The organism is Tychonema sp. LEGE 06208 (assembly GCF_015207505.1).
GTDB lineage: Bacteria > Cyanobacteriota > Cyanobacteriia > Cyanobacteriales > Microcoleaceae > Microcoleus.
Window position 1 is genome coordinate 22,544 of record NZ_JADEWT010000056.1, and the last position, 17,407, is coordinate 39,950.

Annotated in this window: 11 protein-coding genes; 7 read left to right on the forward strand and 4 right to left on the reverse strand. The window is 43.1% G+C overall.

The window, feature by feature from the left end; translation table 11 throughout:
• Window positions 1-18: 18 nt before the first annotated feature.
• A complete protein-coding gene (locus IQ263_RS15925; RefSeq protein WP_194068274.1) occupies window positions 19-1,032 on the reverse strand; it encodes an adenosine deaminase in 1,014 nt (337 codons plus the stop codon).
• Window positions 1,033-1,485: 453 nt separating this feature from the next.
• On the opposite strand from IQ263_RS15925, the gene IQ263_RS15930 reads away from it, so the two are divergent.
• From IQ263_RS15930 to IQ263_RS15935, 3 genes are all read left to right on the forward strand, one after another.
• Complete coding sequence (locus IQ263_RS15930; RefSeq protein WP_194068275.1) at window positions 1,486-2,826, forward strand: adenylosuccinate synthase; 1,341 nt, start codon at window positions 1,486-1,488, stop codon at window positions 2,824-2,826.
• Between the two features lie 287 nt (window positions 2,827-3,113).
• Window positions 3,114-3,239 carry a hypothetical protein gene (locus IQ263_RS29360; protein ID WP_255515888.1) on the forward strand — a complete coding sequence of 42 codons (126 nt, stop codon included), beginning with the start codon at window positions 3,114-3,116 and terminating at the stop codon, window positions 3,237-3,239.
• 167 nt (window positions 3,240-3,406) lie between these two features.
• Window positions 3,407-4,012, forward strand: coding sequence for a 50S ribosomal protein L25/general stress protein Ctc (locus IQ263_RS15935; RefSeq protein WP_194068276.1), 606 nt, complete (start codon window positions 3,407-3,409; stop codon window positions 4,010-4,012).
• A gap of 20 nt (window positions 4,013-4,032) precedes the next feature.
• Here the strand turns inward: IQ263_RS15935 and IQ263_RS15940 are convergent, their stop codons facing one another.
• Window positions 4,033-4,188: a hypothetical protein gene (locus tag IQ263_RS15940; protein ID WP_194068277.1), complete on the reverse strand. Its 156-nt coding sequence runs from the start codon at window positions 4,186-4,188 to the stop codon at window positions 4,033-4,035.
• A gap of 43 nt (window positions 4,189-4,231) precedes the next feature.
• Complete coding sequence (locus IQ263_RS15945; protein ID WP_370589106.1) at window positions 4,232-5,035, reverse strand: Uma2 family endonuclease; 804 nt, start codon at window positions 5,033-5,035, stop codon at window positions 4,232-4,234.
• Window positions 5,036-5,369: 334 nt separating this feature from the next.
• On the opposite strand from IQ263_RS15945, the gene IQ263_RS15950 reads away from it, so the two are divergent.
• The 3 genes from IQ263_RS15950 to IQ263_RS15960 all read left to right on the forward strand — a co-directional run bounded on the left by IQ263_RS15950 (window position 5,370) and on the right by IQ263_RS15960 (window position 14,550).
• Window positions 5,370-10,043, forward strand: a complete 4,674-nt coding sequence (locus IQ263_RS15950; protein WP_194068278.1) for a tetratricopeptide repeat protein — start codon at window positions 5,370-5,372, stop codon at window positions 10,041-10,043.
• Between the two features lie 182 nt (window positions 10,044-10,225).
• Entirely contained in the window at window positions 10,226-10,567 is a 342-nt protein-coding gene (locus IQ263_RS15955) for a hypothetical protein (protein WP_194068279.1), read from the forward strand.
• A gap of 92 nt (window positions 10,568-10,659) precedes the next feature.
• On the forward strand, window positions 10,660-14,550 hold the full coding sequence (locus tag IQ263_RS15960; RefSeq protein ID WP_194068280.1) for a rhamnosyltransferase WsaF family glycosyltransferase: 3,891 nt from the start codon (window positions 10,660-10,662) through the stop codon (window positions 14,548-14,550).
• A gap of 61 nt (window positions 14,551-14,611) precedes the next feature.
• Here the strand turns inward: IQ263_RS15960 and IQ263_RS15965 are convergent, their stop codons facing one another.
• Window positions 14,612-16,207: a tetratricopeptide repeat protein gene (locus tag IQ263_RS15965; protein ID WP_194068281.1), complete on the reverse strand. Its 1,596-nt coding sequence runs from the start codon at window positions 16,205-16,207 to the stop codon at window positions 14,612-14,614.
• Between the two features lie 178 nt (window positions 16,208-16,385).
• On the opposite strand from IQ263_RS15965, the gene IQ263_RS15970 reads away from it, so the two are divergent.
• Window positions 16,386-17,300: a tetratricopeptide repeat protein gene (locus IQ263_RS15970; protein ID WP_228050096.1), complete on the forward strand. Its 915-nt coding sequence runs from the start codon at window positions 16,386-16,388 to the stop codon at window positions 17,298-17,300.
• The last annotated feature ends 107 nt before the right edge of the window (window positions 17,301-17,407 follow it).

The window sequence follows — 17,407 nt, forward strand, 5'->3', positions numbered from 1 at the left end:
AACGATCGCACCAACCGACTAATGTTGCAACAAACCAGTCAGCATTTTTACAGGCCGCCCGTCGTAGGGCCACGCAAAAGCATGACGAAAAGCAGCATCCTGACACGCTTGTAACTGCCGAAAATCAATGATATCCCGAGTCAACAAATTCTCGTACTCAAAAGGCAGCCGCACGTTGTGCAATCCCGCGTTGTCGGTACAAATAGCAATATCGACACCAGCCTCAAAACATCGATCGAACACTACTTTCAATTCCCCCATATCCTCCAATGTCCCGGTTTTGAGATAGGTAGTCGGGCAAACCTCCAAGCATTGACCCCTGCGCGCGATTTCTGGCAGCAGTTCGGGATATTTTAGCGGAATTTGAATCCCGTGGCCGATACGCATCAAATAGGGCAGAAGTTCGGGATAACAGCCAGAGGTGGTTTCGTAGAGATGGCCGGTTGTCTTAATGCCGATCGACCTTGCGTACTGATACAATCCGACAAACTCATCCAGGCGATCGCCAATAGCGGCATCGCCGCCCGCAAGATCGATCGCACAAACATATTCTCCCATCTCGGCTGCCAAATCGACGATCGCCCGATTCACTTCATAGGGTAAACGCGAGTGCATACACAAAATTTGGCTAGTCACAATCGGACAATCGCCAATTTGACTGGCCTTACCCACAACCCGTAGAATTTCTGCCATCAAATCAATGCGTTTTGACTGTTCCAAATGCTCTGGAGTCCGCAAATAAGGCGTATAGCGCAACTCCAAATAAGCCAGATTTTCAAATACGTAAGCGCCGCGCATCAACCGATAGATGAAATAAGGCAAAGTCTCCACAGTTTGCACGCTTTCTACCAGCGTGTGCAGTTCCAAATACTCATCGAGAGTATTGCGCGGACGAGTGTAAAAATCCTCAAAAGCAGAGTAGTGTTGAAATCTCTCAACCATTGCGGCGTTATGGCGATCGAAATACCGCCACAGAATCCGAGGAACCACAGAACCGCCTAAATGTCGGTGCAACTCAGCGTGTAAAGTCATGGGATTTTAGATTTTAGATTTGGGATTTTGGATTGAATAATTGGGGAATAAATTACTCGACAATCAACAAGATTGCATTCATCTGCGTTCATCTCCATACCCTTCGAGAAGTCGAAGCACATCTGCAGTTTCCCTCTCAATCAAAGATTTATGAATCTTATCTAATTACTTGGATCTTCCCTACAGTTGTATCTATTTAAAAAAGTCATCTCCTCTTAATCTTAATTCCTGCAAGCAGGTAAGCGGCTCCACATTTAAGCTGCATATTTGCCAGGGACTATTCCCATTCTCCCCCTCTCCCATTCTCCCCCTCTCCCCCGATCGTGCTGGAAGTGGGTTGAAAGCGCCATAGAGCCTCAACTTTCTCAATTGTAACAAAAATATATTTGACATCCGCGACACATTCGTACATAATCGGAGTTTGTGTCAACCTGAACTGAACGCGAGAAACCCTTGGCTAACGTAGTTGTGATCGGCGCCCAGTGGGGCGATGAAGGAAAAGGCAAAATTACCGATTTGCTCAGCAAATCCGCAGATATCGTTGTACGGTACCAAGGGGGCGTCAACGCCGGTCACACCGTGGTAGTCAACGGTCAAACTTTCAAATTGCACTTAATTCCGTCCGGGATTCTCTATCCCGATACACAGTGTATCATCGGCTGCGGCACGGTAATTGACCCTAAAGTTTTAATTGCAGAGTTAGATCAGCTAGAAAAACTGAATATTTCGACTGCCTCCCTGATGATTTCAGAGACGGCTCACATCACCATGCCCTATCACCGATTAATCGATGTGGCATCGGAACAACAGCGGGGAAATTATAAAATCGGGACGACGGGACGCGGCATCGGCCCTACCTACGCCGACAAGTCGGAACGCACAGGCATTCGGATGCTCGACTTGATGGACTTGGAAGGCTTCCGAGAACAACTGGAATGGACGATTCATCATAAGAATGTCATTCTGGAAAAACTCTACAATTTGCCGCCTCTCAATCCGCAAGATGTTTTTGATGAATATCAAGTTTATGCAGAACGTTTGCGGCCGCACGTAGTAGACAGTTCCCTGAAAATTTATGAGGGACTTCACACGCGCAAAAATATTCTGTTTGAAGGCGCGCAAGGCACTTTATTAGACTTAGACCACGGCACCTATCCTTACGTTACTTCCAGTAATCCCATCGCGGGCGGCGCTTGCGTGGGAACTGGTGTCGGGCCCACAGCGATCGATCGCGTCATTGGCGTAGCAAAAGCCTACACAACCCGCGTCGGAGAAGGCCCCTTCCCTACCGAAATGGTCGATGGGATAGGCGCAGTTTTAGGCGAAAGAGGTGCAGAATTCGGCACCACAACCGGCCGGAAACGTCGCTGCGGCTGGTTCGACGCAGTAATCGGCCGCTACGCAGTCCGCATCAACGGCCTGGACTGTCTGGCAATTACCAAACTCGATGTTTTGGATGAATTAGAAGAAATAAAAGTTTGTGTTGCTTACGAAATTAACGGCGAACGCTGTATAGATTTCCCGAAAAGTTCCCGGATATTTGCTCAGTGCAAGCCCATTTACCAAACCCTTCCCGGTTGGAAACAGTCTACGGAAGATTGCCGCAAGTTGGAAGATTTGCCGTCACAAGCTTTGGATTATCTCAAGTTTTTGGCGGACTTAATGGAAGTGCCGATCGCAATTGTATCTCTCGGAGCCAGCCGCGACCAAACTATCATTGTCGAAGACCCGATTCACGGGCCCAAGCGCGCTTTGCTGTCTGCTGACGGCCATCCCGCAGCCAAAGCATTTTAGATTGCCGATTTGGGATTTTAGATAGGGTCAAAGAGCGATCGGATAGCCGGAGATTGGGAGAATCATCATTATCAACTTGATCTCAAGTATAGTATCAGTCGATCCCCCCTAGCCCCCCTTGAGAAGGGGGGAACCGGAGTCCTCAAACTCAACCCCTACTCCCCTTTTTGAGGGGGATTTAGGGAGAGAGAGGCTCAGTTATAAACAAGAGATACAAAGGTTTTTAGGCGATTTTTGACGGGAACATTTGTGTTTTGCATTTGATGCGATCGCACTATAATAAAAAAATGCGGCGTTGCAAAACACCAGATGCTCTGATTGTTGACACGCCTTGGCGAAGAATTGCCGAATCACCAATGACTAGCCTTCGGCTTGCTTCGGCTGCGCCAGCTCACAAGTCGCTCTTCGGCTAAAATGACTAATGCCCAATCATTAATGACCAATGACTAATGACTAATGACTAATGACTAATGACTAATGACTAATGACTAATGACTAATTATCAGGGAATTTAATTAAGTTCGATCGCGCTTTGCACAAATTTGATAAAATGTAAAAACAATCAACAGAAAGTAATAAAATGGAACTCGCAGTAGAATGTCAAAAGCGGGCAGAAGGCAGCAAGCCTAACGCCCTCCGCCGCTCAGGATTGATTCCCGCCGTCCTTTACGGCCACAAAGGCTCTGAATCCATAGCCCTTACCATCCCAGCCAAAACAGTTGAAAACCTGCTCAAAAAGCGCGTCGTCAATAACGCCCTAATTGATCTCAGTATTCCTGACCTCTCTTGGAGCGGAAAAACCTTGCTCCGAGAAGTTCAAGTTCATCCTTGGAAGGGCTATCCTTACCACCTGAGCTTTTTCTCCGTCGCGACTCAAGACAGCCTGGAAGTTGAAGTGTCGCTGAATTTTGTCGGCGAATCTGTCGGTGTCAAGTTAGAAGGCGGCATCTTGGATGGGATGGCGCAACTAACAGTTAAGTGCAAACCTGACAGCATTCCTGAATCAATAGAAGTAGATATTTCTAATTTAAAAGTAGGGGATGCGCTGCACATTGAGGAATTAGTTTTGCCTGCGGGAGTGGTAGCTCTCGGCGAACCAACTCAGGTGGTTGTTAGCGTGCTGGGAATTCAAGCAGGTTCTGAAGCCGAAGATGTAGAAGAAGCAGCCGCCGCGGCAGGAGCTTGATTAGTAATTACTAATATTTGTTAACTAATTGTTGACAAAAAGGCGATCGCACGACTTGGGAAAATGGCGATCGTTTTTTGCTCAAAAGACTCTTCTCCTTTGGGTGCGATCGCACGGCTAATGTCAAATGATTGTTGATAATTGGTATTATATTGTGTCCGGTCAATTGACAGCAATGTTTTTATTACGATCGCCTACCGGACACGATATTACTGCGAATTATGCCGATCGCACTTTCTCAACTGGGCATTGAATCTGCCCTCGCACCCATTGACGAAAATCAATCTCTGCGGCAACTTCATCAATGAAAGCCACTTCTAGAAACCGGAATAAATCCGTTTTTTCAATGATGCCAAAAGTCGGAGATCGATCGCACTCGACATAGCCCCCATCAACTAATTGCAGAATCCGCCATACCCGCCCGTTAAACCGCCAAAACTCAGGCACTCCCATACTCGCATAGAGTGTATTTTTATTGATATCGGTATTAGTAATATCCACTTCCACGACTAAATCGGGCGCTGGATCGACATTTAAATTAACCGGGCGATCGGCAACTAAGGCATAATTCTGGATGTAATACCCATTGTCTGGCTCGGCGCTCTTGAGTAGGTCTTCGCGATCGAGTGTAGTCGATCCCATCGTCTTAATTTTCATCCCCATTTCAACCACAAGGATTCTGATAAAGAGTTCTATCAAGCGAGCAGAGCGTTCGTGTTCTTCCAGGGGCATAGTAATTTCTAACGCTCCGTTATCGTAGGTGAAGCGGGCGCGGGTGCGATCCGCCAGCAAACTTTGAATTTGCTTGAAGGCGCGCCAATCGAGATCGCGAAATATCAGGCGCTTTTCACCGACAAGTTGAGGTGGTGGCTCTAATAACATCAAAATCACCGCAATTTGAGGAAAAGTTGACAGAACATTTACTGTTGACTTATTGTAATATCTTTCTTCAATACTGCCGTGTCCGGGATTTCGTTCTGGAAACGGCACTGCCTTATCCGGGATTTCCGTAGGAAACGGCACTGCCGTATCCTCTTTCCCAAGAAATAAGGACACGGCAATGCCGTTTCCCTACATTTTAGAAATAAGGTAGGGAAACGGCACTGCCGTATCCTCTTTCCCAAGAAATAAGGACACGGCAATGCCGTTTCCCTACATTTTAGAAATAAGGACAATACCTATATTTAGCAGCCAAATCCACAAAACATCCCAGCAACCCGGTTTCTCCCCAGCACCCGAAGTCAAAAAAATTAATAATTAGGGGAACAACCCTGCTACTGTTAGTGTCAAACGCGAGTATAATTGTGAAACGCTTTAACTACCCTATTTAATTGCTGCCTCAGTCGCCACCGCCCCTATGCCATCAACAGTAAATACAGAATCAACAGCGGTTCAATTTAACCAACAGGGAGAAATATATTTATCCCAAGGAAAATTAGAAGAAGCGATCGCCTCCTGCGAGCAAGCTTTGAAAATGCACCCCAATTTTGCACCCGCTTACAAGACTTTGGGTAAGGCGCTGCAAGCTCAAGGCAGGATGGAAGAGGCGCGGCACTGGTACGCTAAAGCTGTGGAAATAGAACCGAATTTTGCGGAAGTATACGCGAATTTGGGCAGCCTTAGCGCGCAGCAGGAAAAATGGCAGGAGGCGATCGGATTTTATCAAAAGGCGATCGCCCTGAAACCGAATTTCGCCGGAGTATACCGCAATTTAGCAAAAGTATTCGGACAAATTGGCAAAGGGGCAGAATCTCAGGAATGCTGGTACCGCGCATTTTCTTTGGAACCGGAAACAGCCAAGCCCTCGGAACACTTGAGTATGGGCGATGCTTTTTTCCGCCAGGAAAGGTTGCCCGAAGCTATTTCTTGTTACGATCGCGCCATAAAATTAAATCCTAATCTGGCGCAAGCCTACCAAAATATCGGCGAAGCCCTCAAAAAACAAGGCAAGTTAGAAGAAGCCACAGTATATTATCGCAAAGCTATTGAACTGAACGCAGCTAATGCTAGAAATGGCAGCGATGGAGAGCAAACTTTGGCTGGTGCAACCGCGACAAATGGTGCTGCTAAGCCGCCACAAGTTCAACAACAAATACCGCAACAGGTTCAACAACAACAAGTTAAACAACAAATACCTGAGCAAATATTGCGGAAAATACCGCAAGAAATACTGAAACAAATACCGCAACAACTTCAACAACAGCTTGGGCGTCAACAAGTTCAGCAACCTGTTAATGCTGGAATTACTACAGAAGATCCAGAAGCATACAAAATACTCGCAGAAGGTTATTTTGCTCAGGGTAAATGGGAACAGGCAATTTCTGCTTGCAAGAAAGCTCTACAAATTAAGCCGGAAGCGCCACTTTACAAAATGCTGGGTAACGCCCTGCAAGCGGTTGGAAAAATTGATGAAGCTAAAAGTTGCTATGTCAAAGCAATAGAAATTAATCCGAATTTTGCTGAAGCTTATGCTAATTACGGCAGCATTTGCGCGCAGCAGGAACAGTGGCAGCAAGCGGTTTCTGCTTACGAAAAGGCGATCGCCCTGAAGCCGGATTTCGCCGGCGCTTTCCGCAATTTTGCAAAACTTTTAACTCAATTAGGGAAGTCTGAGGCGGCTGCTGAGGCTTTGTACCGGGCCTATGCGATCGACCCCAAGTCTGGCACCGCCGAGGAACACGAGAATTTAGCCAAAACTTTGATCGAGCAAGGTAAGGTAAATCAAGGTATTGACTGTTACCGGCGCGCGGTTGAGTTGAACCCAAATGCTGGTGCAGCTTATCATGAATTGGGCGAAATTCTCAGAAGTCAAGAACAGTGGGAAGCGGCGGTAGATGCTTACAGCAACGCTATTAGAAATAATCCCGAACTTTCTTGGTCGCACAACAATTTAGCTGAGTCGCTGGTGAAGTTGGAACGGTGGGAGGAAGCTGTAAATGCTTACCGCAAGGCGATCGAATTAAATCCAGATTTTAGCTGGTCTCACAACAATTTAGCTGATGTTTTGCTGAAGTTGGAACGGTGGGAAGAAGCTGTAAATGCTTACCGCAAAGCAACAGAATTAAATCCAGATTTCAGTTGGTCGCACAACTATTTAGCAGATGCGCTGATTAAATTGGAACGGTGGGAAGAGGCAATTTCGGCTTACCAAAGGTCGATCGAACTGAATCCCGACCATTTTTGGGCGCACAACAATCTAGCAGAAACGCTGGTGAATTTGGAACGTTGGGATGAGGCGGTTGTTGCGTACCGGCGGGCTAACGAAATCGACCCGAATTTTTTCTGGTCGCAGAGCAAGTTGGGCGACGCGCTGCTAGAAATGGAAAGGTGGGAGGAGGCGATCGCAGTTTACCGTCGCGCGGCCGAGTTAAATCCTGATTTTCCGTGGACTTATTACAACATGGGGACGGCTCTGGAGAAGCTGGAACGGTGGGATGAGGCGATCGCTTCTTACCGCCGTGCTGTGGAAATTCAGCCGGATTTGCCGTGGATTTCGCAAAAGCTGGCTGATGCTTTGAGGATGCGATCGCAGTGGGATTTGCAGCAGTCAATGGGTTTGTACCGAAAGGCGATTCTGGAGAATCCCGAGGATGTGCAGTTGTATCACAAGGCGCTGGAGATTGCGCCGAATGATGCTGACCTTTATGTTGAGTTGGCGAATGCTTTGGTGCGGCAGAGTTGGCCGGATGGGGCGATCGTCTTTTATCAGATGGCGTTGCAGATTCGGCCTGATGACAAGGCTATTTCTGGGCGGTTGGAAGATGTGTTAAAAAAAAAGGGTGTAAGTAGGGGGGCGGAAAAAAGTGCTGCTAGCCGACAATCTGGAAGTGCGATCGAAGACACTCCTGGAGTAGCTGCTGAGTACCACGAATTAGGCGAGTCTCTGCAACAAGAAGGTAAATATACCGAGGCTATTGCGGCCTACCGCAAAGCAATTGCAATTAACCCCAATTACTTTGGTACTCACCACAATTTAGGCGATGTGCTGAAATGGATGGGCAAAATTGATGAGTCTATTAAAAGTTATCAGAAAGCCGCAGAAGTGAATCCAAGTTTTGTTTGGTCGCACCACAACTTAGGGGATATTTTTCAACAAGAAGGTCGGCTTGATGAAGCTGTTGCTGCTTATCAAAGAGCGATCGAAGTGGCTCCTGACTTTGGCTGGTCGTACCACAATTTAGCAAAAACTTTAGCTAAACAAGACAAGCTTTCGGAAGCTCTGGAAGCTTATCAGACGGCGAGCAAACTCGATCCGAAACTTTTTGGTTTGGATTATCAAAACTTGCGAGATTCGCTATTCCTCGGTCAAGACCCAGCTTACACCAAGTGGCGCGCTAAGAACAGCCCCCGAGAAGCTGATTTGCGGAAAATGGCGGAAATAGTAGAAATCTTTAACTACAAGCCGCTGATTAGTATTGTCATGCCGGCTTACAATACGCCAGAAAATTATTTGCAGGAGGCAATAGAATCAGTTCTCAATCAGATATATCCTTATTGGGAATTGTGCATTGCGGATGACGCATCAAACGCGCCTCATGTCAAGCAAATTTTGGAAGAATATGCAGCCAAAGATAGCCGGATCAAAGTAGCTTACAGAACCAAAAACGGTCACATTTCTCACTGTTCTAATTCTGCTTTGGAGTTGGCGACGGGTGAATTTGTATCTTTGCTAGACCACGACGATACCCTGACACCAGAGGCATTGTATGAAGTGGTGCTGCTGCTGAACCGCCACCCGGAAGCGGACATGATTTATTCAGATGAAGACAAGATTTATCAGGATCGGGAACTGATAAATCCTTTCTTCAAGCCAGAATGGAGTCCGGATTCATTTTTATCTCGGATGTACACTTGCCATTTGGGAACTTACAGGCGATCGCTAATTAATGAAATCGGCGGTTTTAGAGCAGGTTTTGAAGGAGCTCAGGATTACGATTTGGTTTTGAGGTTTACGGAAAAAACTGACAAAATCTTTCACATCCCTAAAATTCTTTACCACTGGAGAATGCACGCGGGTTCGGCTGCTGGCGGTGTAGAGGCTAAACCCTATGCCTATGATGCAGGGCAAAAAGCTTTGCAAGAGGCGATCGAACGTCGGGGCGAACCGGGGAAAATAGAAGGGGTTCCCTACTTTTTGGGACACTTTATTGCACGCTACAAAATTGCGGATTACAAGCGGGTCAGCATCATTATTCCGACGCGGGATTTGGGGGATGTTTTGGACAATTGCTTGGAGTCTATCTTTACTAAGAGCGTGTACCCCAACTACGAAGTTATCGTCATTGACAACGGCAGTCAAGAGCAACACACGGCGGAAATTCTGGATAAATGGACGGCTAAGGAATCAGCGAGGTTTAAAAGTTATCGACTCGATATTCCGTTCAATTTCTCTAAGATTAACAACTACGCTGCTAGCAAAGCCGAGGGAGATTACTTGCTGTTCTTGAATAACGATACAGAGGTAATTACTCCCGACTGGATTGACGGGATGGTTGAACAAGCTCAGAGAAGCTCGATCGGGGCTGTGGGCAATTTGTTGGTATATTCAGATAACAAAATCCAGCACGCGGGAGTGGTGATGGGACTCGGCGGCGGGGTTGCCGGTCACAGTTATTACCATATGCCGCGATCGATTCCTGGCTATTTCGGGAATGTGGTAGGCATGAACAATGTTTCAGCGGTAACTGCTGCGTGTTTAATGTGCCGCCGCGAAGTGTTTGAAAGTGTTGGGGGGTTTGACGAAGAACTAACAGTGGCTTACAATGATGTGGATTTGTGTTTGAAAATGCTAGAGAAAGGGTATCGCAATATTTACCTGCCTCATGTAGTTCTCTACCACCACGAATCTAAAAGTCGAGGTTACGAAGACTCGCCTGAAAAGAAAGAGCGGCTGAGGAAGGAATCGAAGCTGATGGAAAGCCGGTGGCAAAAATATATTGACAATGACCCTTACTACAGCCCTCATTTAACCAGGGCTTGTCAAGACAGCGGTATTAGATTGGAGGACGAGAATTGGCGGCCGAGTCATTAGGAACACCTCTAAGATTTTAGGGTGTCAACTTAAGTCTAAAGCTGTCTCTGTAGTTTTTACTAAAATCTCGCTCCCTCTGGCATCCCCCCGTCGTATCAAGTGAACAGTAAAACCCTCCGTCTCTCTGGAATCATCGGCCCTACGCTTAAGGAACCAATTAACTCAGGATTCAGCAATCTGAAATGAAAAAAATGATTGACGTTGTAGAAGTGCTTAGTGCCCCCCTCGCAGAATCTCAAGGGTTACTAGCGTTTAATCTCGATGCACCAGAAACAGGAACTCAAACTAATGCTGGGGCCGTTGACTTTCGGGGTTGGGTTCTTGGGAAAATGTCTCCGGCGATCGCGGTAGAAGTAATTCATCAGGGGAGAGTCCTGAAAACCATTGCGGTGAATGTTCCTCGTCCTGATGTGGTCCAAACTTATCCCCAAGCTTCAGAAGCAGGAATTAGTGGGTTTCAGGCAATTTTAGACTTGAGTAGACTGATTGATCGGCAAGATGTTAATCGTCTTGCTGCAAGTTGAGCCTGTCGGTTTCAAGGTTGAAATGGTGATAGGATGTTTGATGTTGACTAAAACCTGACGAATAACCCTTATTTTTTGAGAGTATAGAATCCATGACAGTGAAAGCCTTTCAGCAAGCCAACCAATTGTTAAGAGAAGGAAATTTAGAAGCGGCGGTAGTCGTTTATAGGCAAGCGATTGAGCAGAATCCGCAATTTTATGGTGCTTATCAAAATTTAGGGGAAACCTTGGGGAAGTTGGGGCGTTTAGATGAAGCGGTTGAAATGTATCGGTGGGCAGTTCAATTAAAGCCGGATGCAGCCTGGTCTTTTTGGCATTTAAGTCAGATTTGGCAACAGTTGGGACAGATTGAGGAAGCTCAACAGGCTTGGGAAAAAGCCGCGAAGATTGAGCCAAAGTTAGTTGGATTAGCGGGAAATTGGTCAAGTCTCAAAGAGAATATCTTAGAAGTTAATCATGCTAATCAGAGGGTTGCTCCTGTCCAGAAGGAACCATGTGATGCTAATTTAGTAAAACCTTCATCTTTATCTGAGCGAGAGATTATTACACAATCATCATTATTCGATGAATCATGGTATGTAACTAAATATGCTCAATTTATAGCTCAAGATATTGATCCAGTTACTCATTATTTAACAGAAGGAGCTTCTCGGGGTTTTGATCCCTCACCTTTTTTTAATACTAATTATTATTTTTCTCAACTTTCAAGTGTAGATAAAATAATTAAAAATCCACTGATTCATTATTTAGAAGATGGATACAAAAAATACGATCCAAACCCATACTTTAGCACGAGTTTCTATCTGCAATTATATTCTAGTGAGTTAAACAACTTAACCCCACTAGAGCATTACGCTACACAAGTACCGCCATATTCATTTGACCCATCCCCGATATTTTCTAGTAGCAGTTATCTCAATCATAATCAAGATGTAGCATCTGTAGGTTTAAATCCTTTATGGCATTACCTTTCATCAGGAAAACAAGAAAATCGTTCTATTAAAGAACATGATGATATTATTCCTTATCGAATCGAATCGACTTGCGAAATCAACTCTGATAATGTGCTTATATATGTTGCATTTTGCCCTGTTGGAAAACTATCTGACCTACAAATAGATACTATAAATTCATTTGTTAATCAATGGTATAAGGTTATTGTTGTAGTTAACTCTGGTCATTATTCATTGTGCGTTCACCCTGGGATAACTAAAGCATCTGCTTGCATTATAAGAGAAAATGTTGGATATGATTTTGGCGCGTGGCGATTAGCTTGCAAAATTTTTCTGTCTCTTAATAAGGCTCACAGCATTACGTTTACAAACGATTCTATTGTATTTTTGGATGATTTTAAAAATTCTGAATTACTACGTTTACGCATAAATGATTATGCAGCCGATGTTGTTTGCTTAACACAGAACACTGAAAATAGAAATCATTTACAAAAATACTTTTTTACCTTAAAGTCTACAGCAATTAAAAAAGGAGCATTATCTTTAATTATTAATAATGATTATTATTTGTTAAAAGATCAACTCATCTGGATGCTTGAACTTGATCTATGGGACAAATTTTCGGATCTCGGTTTAAAAATATCAGAGGTTTTTGCACATCAGAAATCTGCCGATGAAAGAAAAAATCCAACCATTCATTATTGGAAAGAGCTTTGCGATCAGGGGTTCCCGTTGTTAAAACTACAATTATTTACCTCTGGACTTTACCAAATAGAAGATCCAGAATTTATGGCAGTATTGAAGCCATCTCAAATCGAGTTAATCAAGAAACATCTGAGTGAAAGAAATCAAGCAATAACGTACTATCATCATCCTGACCTTGAGCTTAATTCTCCTCCCCAGAGTGCTTTACCCACTCCGGCTAGATTCGGCGATATTGGACAGCTTCAGGCTTATAACCCACCGTCGTCACAGATCCCTTCAGTAGAAGTACCTTTATACGGAATCGATAATATAAAACTATCTGAATTAAGGAAAGTTCCAATTCTTGCAGTGATTCATTGCTTTTACATTGATATAGCAGCACAAATCTTGGAACGCATCTCAACCGTTTCGTCGATTCTACAACTTCAAGTTGTTTGCACCACAGATACATCGGAAAAATCAACTGAATTAAACCGATTGTTAGCGAAATATCAGCTTGATGGTTTTGTTGTTATCACTCAAAATCGTGGCCGGGATGTTGCGCCATTATTAATTGAAGGAGCAAAATATATCAAGGATGCAAAATTTATACTTCATCTTCATACTAAAAAGTCGCCTCACCACTCGAAACTGTATAATTGGGGCGATTTCCTTTTTGATAACTTGATTGGTTCCAAAGACATAATTCTTTCCAATTTGCTTCTACTTTCACAAGGAACAGTAGGCTTAGTCTATTCAGAGCATTTTGCGGAGGTGAAAGATTTAAGAAATTGGGGATTTGATTTTAATCATGCGAAAAAAATACTACAACGGTTGGGTGTAAATTTATCAAGTGAAATGCTACTCGAATTCCCTTCAAGCACAATGTTCTGGGCGCGAATAGAGGCGATTCAACCCTTATTTGATCTAAATCTTGACTACAGGGATTTTGAAGAAGAATCTGGTCAAATAGACGGTACGATCGCCCATGCAATAGAGCGCAGCATTTTATATGTAGTCGAACATCAAGGATTTTATGGCATCAAAGTTTTGTACAAATTTAGTCAGCAAAAAAGTGCCTGCTGGAAACTTCACGCAGATGAACTAGATTATGGGCTGTCTCGACTACGACCTGTTAAACTTTTAGGTAGTTCCGGCTCTCCTTCGCTCAATGCGAATGCAGAAACGTACCCAGTCAATATTACAGTGTCGCCTTGCCAACGTCCGCGATTCAATCTGCTTATACCTACTATGCAACCCGAACATATTTATGGTGGCGTCTCCACTGCCATAAAAGTCGGCGGGGAATTGTTTCGTCAACTTGGCAATAGGGTTGATTTGCGGTTAATTGTTACCTCTAACAGAGTAGATGAAGAAAGCATCCTGGAATCTTGTTCTAGACTCGATGTTCAGTTTTTTAGCTCAAGACCAAATGAGGATATTTCCTCGCCAACAATTGTTCCTTTGTATCACTACCGCCATGTGCCATTATCGATCAGGTCATCTGATGTATTTTTTGCAACGGCTTGGTGGACGGCTGATCTTGGCTTTAGATTGCGTCGCCAGCAATTTGATGCTTTCGGTTCTCCTCAGATGCCTTTAATTTACTTAATTCAAGATTATGAACCAGGATTTTATACTTGGTCGCGTCGTTCAGCTATAGCTCGTGCAACCTATGAAGAAGAAAATGTCATTGCCTTGATTAACTCCGAGGAACTGGCAAACTTTTTAACAAAAGAATACTCTTTTAGAGCAGCTTATCATTATCCATATATCTTAAACGAAACACTTGCCTCAAAGTTACATCCCACGCAAAAAGAACCCATAATTTTAATTTATGGTCGCCCCTCAGTTGAAAGAAATTTATTTCCAATCATTCTCGAAGGATTACAGATGTGGCAAGCAGATAATCCGGCGAAAAATACAAGTTTTAAACTTATTTTTGCAGGCGAGGATTTTGACGAAAAACTAATAGCATATTTAGAAAATGCTTCTGTTGTTGGTAAGCTATCCCTTGAAGACTATTCTGACACTCTCAATAAAACAGCAATCGGAATTTCGCTTATGGAAAGCCCCCATCCGAGTTATCCGCCGCTCGAAATGGCGAGTGCGGGATGTATTACGATTACGAATGGTTACTACAATAAAAATCTAGCCTTGCGGTCTCCTAATATTTTATCGATAAAGTCTCCTACACCTCTTAACCTGAAATACGCTCTTGATCAGGCATTAAAAATGATTGATCTAAAAGAAATTACACCCCTCAGCAATATAGGCAAGATTCCTACTACCGTCCCAGTTGTAAATTACCTAGAAATTGCTAAGATGTTTAAAGAGGTCTGGTAACTTATTTTGTCATCTGATTGATCGTTAACTGCACAGGAGGAATTGAAAATGAAAAAATTGATTATTCATGCAGGTAGTGGCAAAAAAAATCACTTTTTTTTGCCACTACCTCAAACTGAACTTTTTTGAGTGGAATAAAACTTTTATCTGAACAAACGGCTTGTATTAGTAACTCTCCCTGATCTAAAAGTTCACCGATATCAACAATAGTTTCAAATCCACTCATCTCAGCATCACGCACAGAGGAATAAGCCTCAGCAACATCTGGACGGGGAACATTTACGAAAACCTGTTTAACAACTACATGATTGTGGATAATTTCTATAACCTCTACTTTTGATTTTTTTCCTAACACCCAACCTTTCAACATAAGTTCAACTGGGTTTCTGGTGTTGAGTTGTTCTACTTCCTCCAGATTAAATCCCCAAAGTGCTTCTGGGTCATCTTGTGAACATGAAATTATTGTTGTATTTATCGTGTATTTGTTAGTCTCTGACCATTGATTATTTTTTTGGACTGGTGGCAGATTATAAGTGTTATTAAACTTTTGCTGCAATTTACTAATTTCTTCAATTAATCCTACAAGATAACGTTTTCCTAGAGAATTATGTTCCGGTTTACATTTGATAATCACGCACAGGGAGTTAAAGAATGTAATTGAGTGGATACTTTCAAGATCGATTGGGTCAATTGTACAACTATATTTCTTACACAATTCGTTTAATAAGTCTGTTGTTTTTTTTGCAATTCCCCAGTGTTCATAATTAATTATGTCAATAAGATATTTAAAAAAAGTAACAGAGGAAAAAGGGTAAAACAAACCACCTTCGTATTCTTTCCAGTATGAACTATGTATATCTTCGACTATATATATTCCGCCATCTTCTAAAAGAGGAAAATATCTGGCAAAAGATTTTATAATATCTGAAGAATGATGAGAACCATCATCAATAATTATATCAAAACTTTTAGATAATTCAATCACATTACTTTTAACTTCATCAGAGTTGGCATCACCTACAAGTACATGAATCCTTGATTTTTCATAGGTCAACTTGGCACACTTAGGGTTGATGTCGCAGCCTAAGATTAATTTGGCATTAGAAAAATATTTTGACCATATTTCAAGAGAACCACCATTTTGAACACCTATTTCTAGTAATCTGACATTCATATTTCTGTATTTTTTTAGGATTTGATCATATACAAATAAATATGAAGACCATTTATCAGATACTTTTCCGGTATGTTGTGAATAAAATTCTTCAAGTGTCTTACTTTTGAGAGCATTTTGAGCCGATACTTGACCCAATCTGTTATGTAATTTATCGCAGTTCGGTTTAATCTCAATAGCCTTTTGTAAATATTCAACAGCAGCTTCTAAATCGCCCTGTTGAGCCAAAGCCTCACCCAAAATATACAATAACCAAGCTGAATTGGGATTAACTTTTAAACTTTCTGAATAACAAGCAACAGCTTCATCTAAATTCCCCCGTTTAACCAGGGTGTCTCCCAAATTATGATACGCCCAAGCAAAATGGGGGTTAATCTCGATCGCCTGACGATAAAGAGCGATCGCTTGATCCAACTTCCCCATCCGCTTCAACTGATTCGCCTGTTTCAGTAACCGACCTGCACTCATCCGTTGATTATCCATCACAAATCACCCAATCCACGCACAGACATGAACATACACTCCAAGGTTGGATTGTAACACGGGGCTGAGGGAACTTGACAAGTGCGTAGAGCGACATTAACATACAACAGGGGTAAGAAAACATACAACAGGGGTAAGAAGCGGTGTCCCTGCTGTTGTTTCTGGAGTTGATAAAGTTATGAGCGATTTGATTCGGGGTAATCAATTACTGCGGAGTGGTAAGATTGAGGAGGCTGTGGCTGCTTATCTGAGTGCGATCGCGCATAATCCCAGTTTTCATTGGTCTCACTACAAGTTGGGAGAAGCTTTAGAGAAGTTGGGGCGTTGGGAAGATGTGATCGCTAACTATAAAAGGGCTATTAAAATCAATCCTAACTCAGCGCAATTTCAATCCAGTTTGGAATTTGCTATTGAAGCCAGACAAACAAGTAAGGATAACATAAATCTTAACCCCAATCCTAAGCTCAACTTAGCCTTAAACAAACCAACGGCTCAAAGTTCTGTTTATCTGCCTGAAGTATATGGTTATGACCACCAGGGAGCGTGTAATAGCAATAAAAACGGAAGATTTGGCTTTTGTACACTGAAAGAGAATCAACCCTGGTGGCAGATTGACTTGCAAGGAACCTATCAACTTTCTGAGATTAAAATTTATAATCGTATGGATTGTTGTCAGGAACGTGCCTCGACGTTGAATGTTTTATTGTCTCAGGATGCACTGAATTGGGAATTATGTTATTCAAATGATCAACAAAATGTCTTTGGGGGAATTGACGGAAAACCACTCTTAGTAAATGTTCAACATCAAGCCGCACGGTTTGTGCGGTTGCAATTGCGGGAGAATGAGTATCTTCATCTGGATGAAGTGGAAATCTATGGCATTCCTGTCAAACCTGATAATCCTCAATTGAAATCTAGCCAAGATGAAGCTACTTTATCTGCTAACTTTTATTCTCAAGACAACTTACCATCAGCCCCTCCTATTATTAAGGGAGTTGTTGTGCGACGGGGTGATGGACTAGGTACAAGATTAATGTCTATTTTGTCAGGTAGATATGTCTGTGAATACTTTCTGACAAAACCTTTTTATTAATGTTACACTAATGCCCAGTAAAATAAGTATGAATAGCATGAATATTAGCCCCAATCCTAAGCTCAACTTAGCCTTAAATAAGCCCACGGCTCAAAGTTCTATTTATA

What these genes read in the sequence shown, in the direction of transcription:
- IQ263_RS15925 (WP_194068274.1), bottom strand. Translation starts at nt 1,032, where the DNA reads ATGACTTTACACGCTGAGTTGCACCGACATTTAGGCGGTTCTGTGGTT.
- IQ263_RS29360 (WP_255515888.1), top strand. Translation starts at nt 3,114, where the DNA reads ATGCGGCGTTGCAAAACACCAGATGCTCTGATTGTTGACACGCCTTGG.
- IQ263_RS15935 (WP_194068276.1), top strand. Translation starts at nt 3,407, where the DNA reads ATGGAACTCGCAGTAGAATGTCAAAAGCGGGCAGAAGGCAGCAAGCCT.
- IQ263_RS15950 (WP_194068278.1), top strand. Translation starts at nt 5,370, where the DNA reads ATGCCATCAACAGTAAATACAGAATCAACAGCGGTTCAATTTAACCAA.
- IQ263_RS15955 (WP_194068279.1), top strand. Translation starts at nt 10,226, where the DNA reads ATGAAAAAAATGATTGACGTTGTAGAAGTGCTTAGTGCCCCCCTCGCA.
- IQ263_RS15960 (WP_194068280.1), top strand. Translation starts at nt 10,660, where the DNA reads ATGACAGTGAAAGCCTTTCAGCAAGCCAACCAATTGTTAAGAGAAGGA.
- IQ263_RS15965 (WP_194068281.1), bottom strand. Translation starts at nt 16,207, where the DNA reads ATGGATAATCAACGGATGAGTGCAGGTCGGTTACTGAAACAGGCGAAT.
- IQ263_RS15970 (WP_228050096.1), top strand. Translation starts at nt 16,386, where the DNA reads ATGAGCGATTTGATTCGGGGTAATCAATTACTGCGGAGTGGTAAGATT.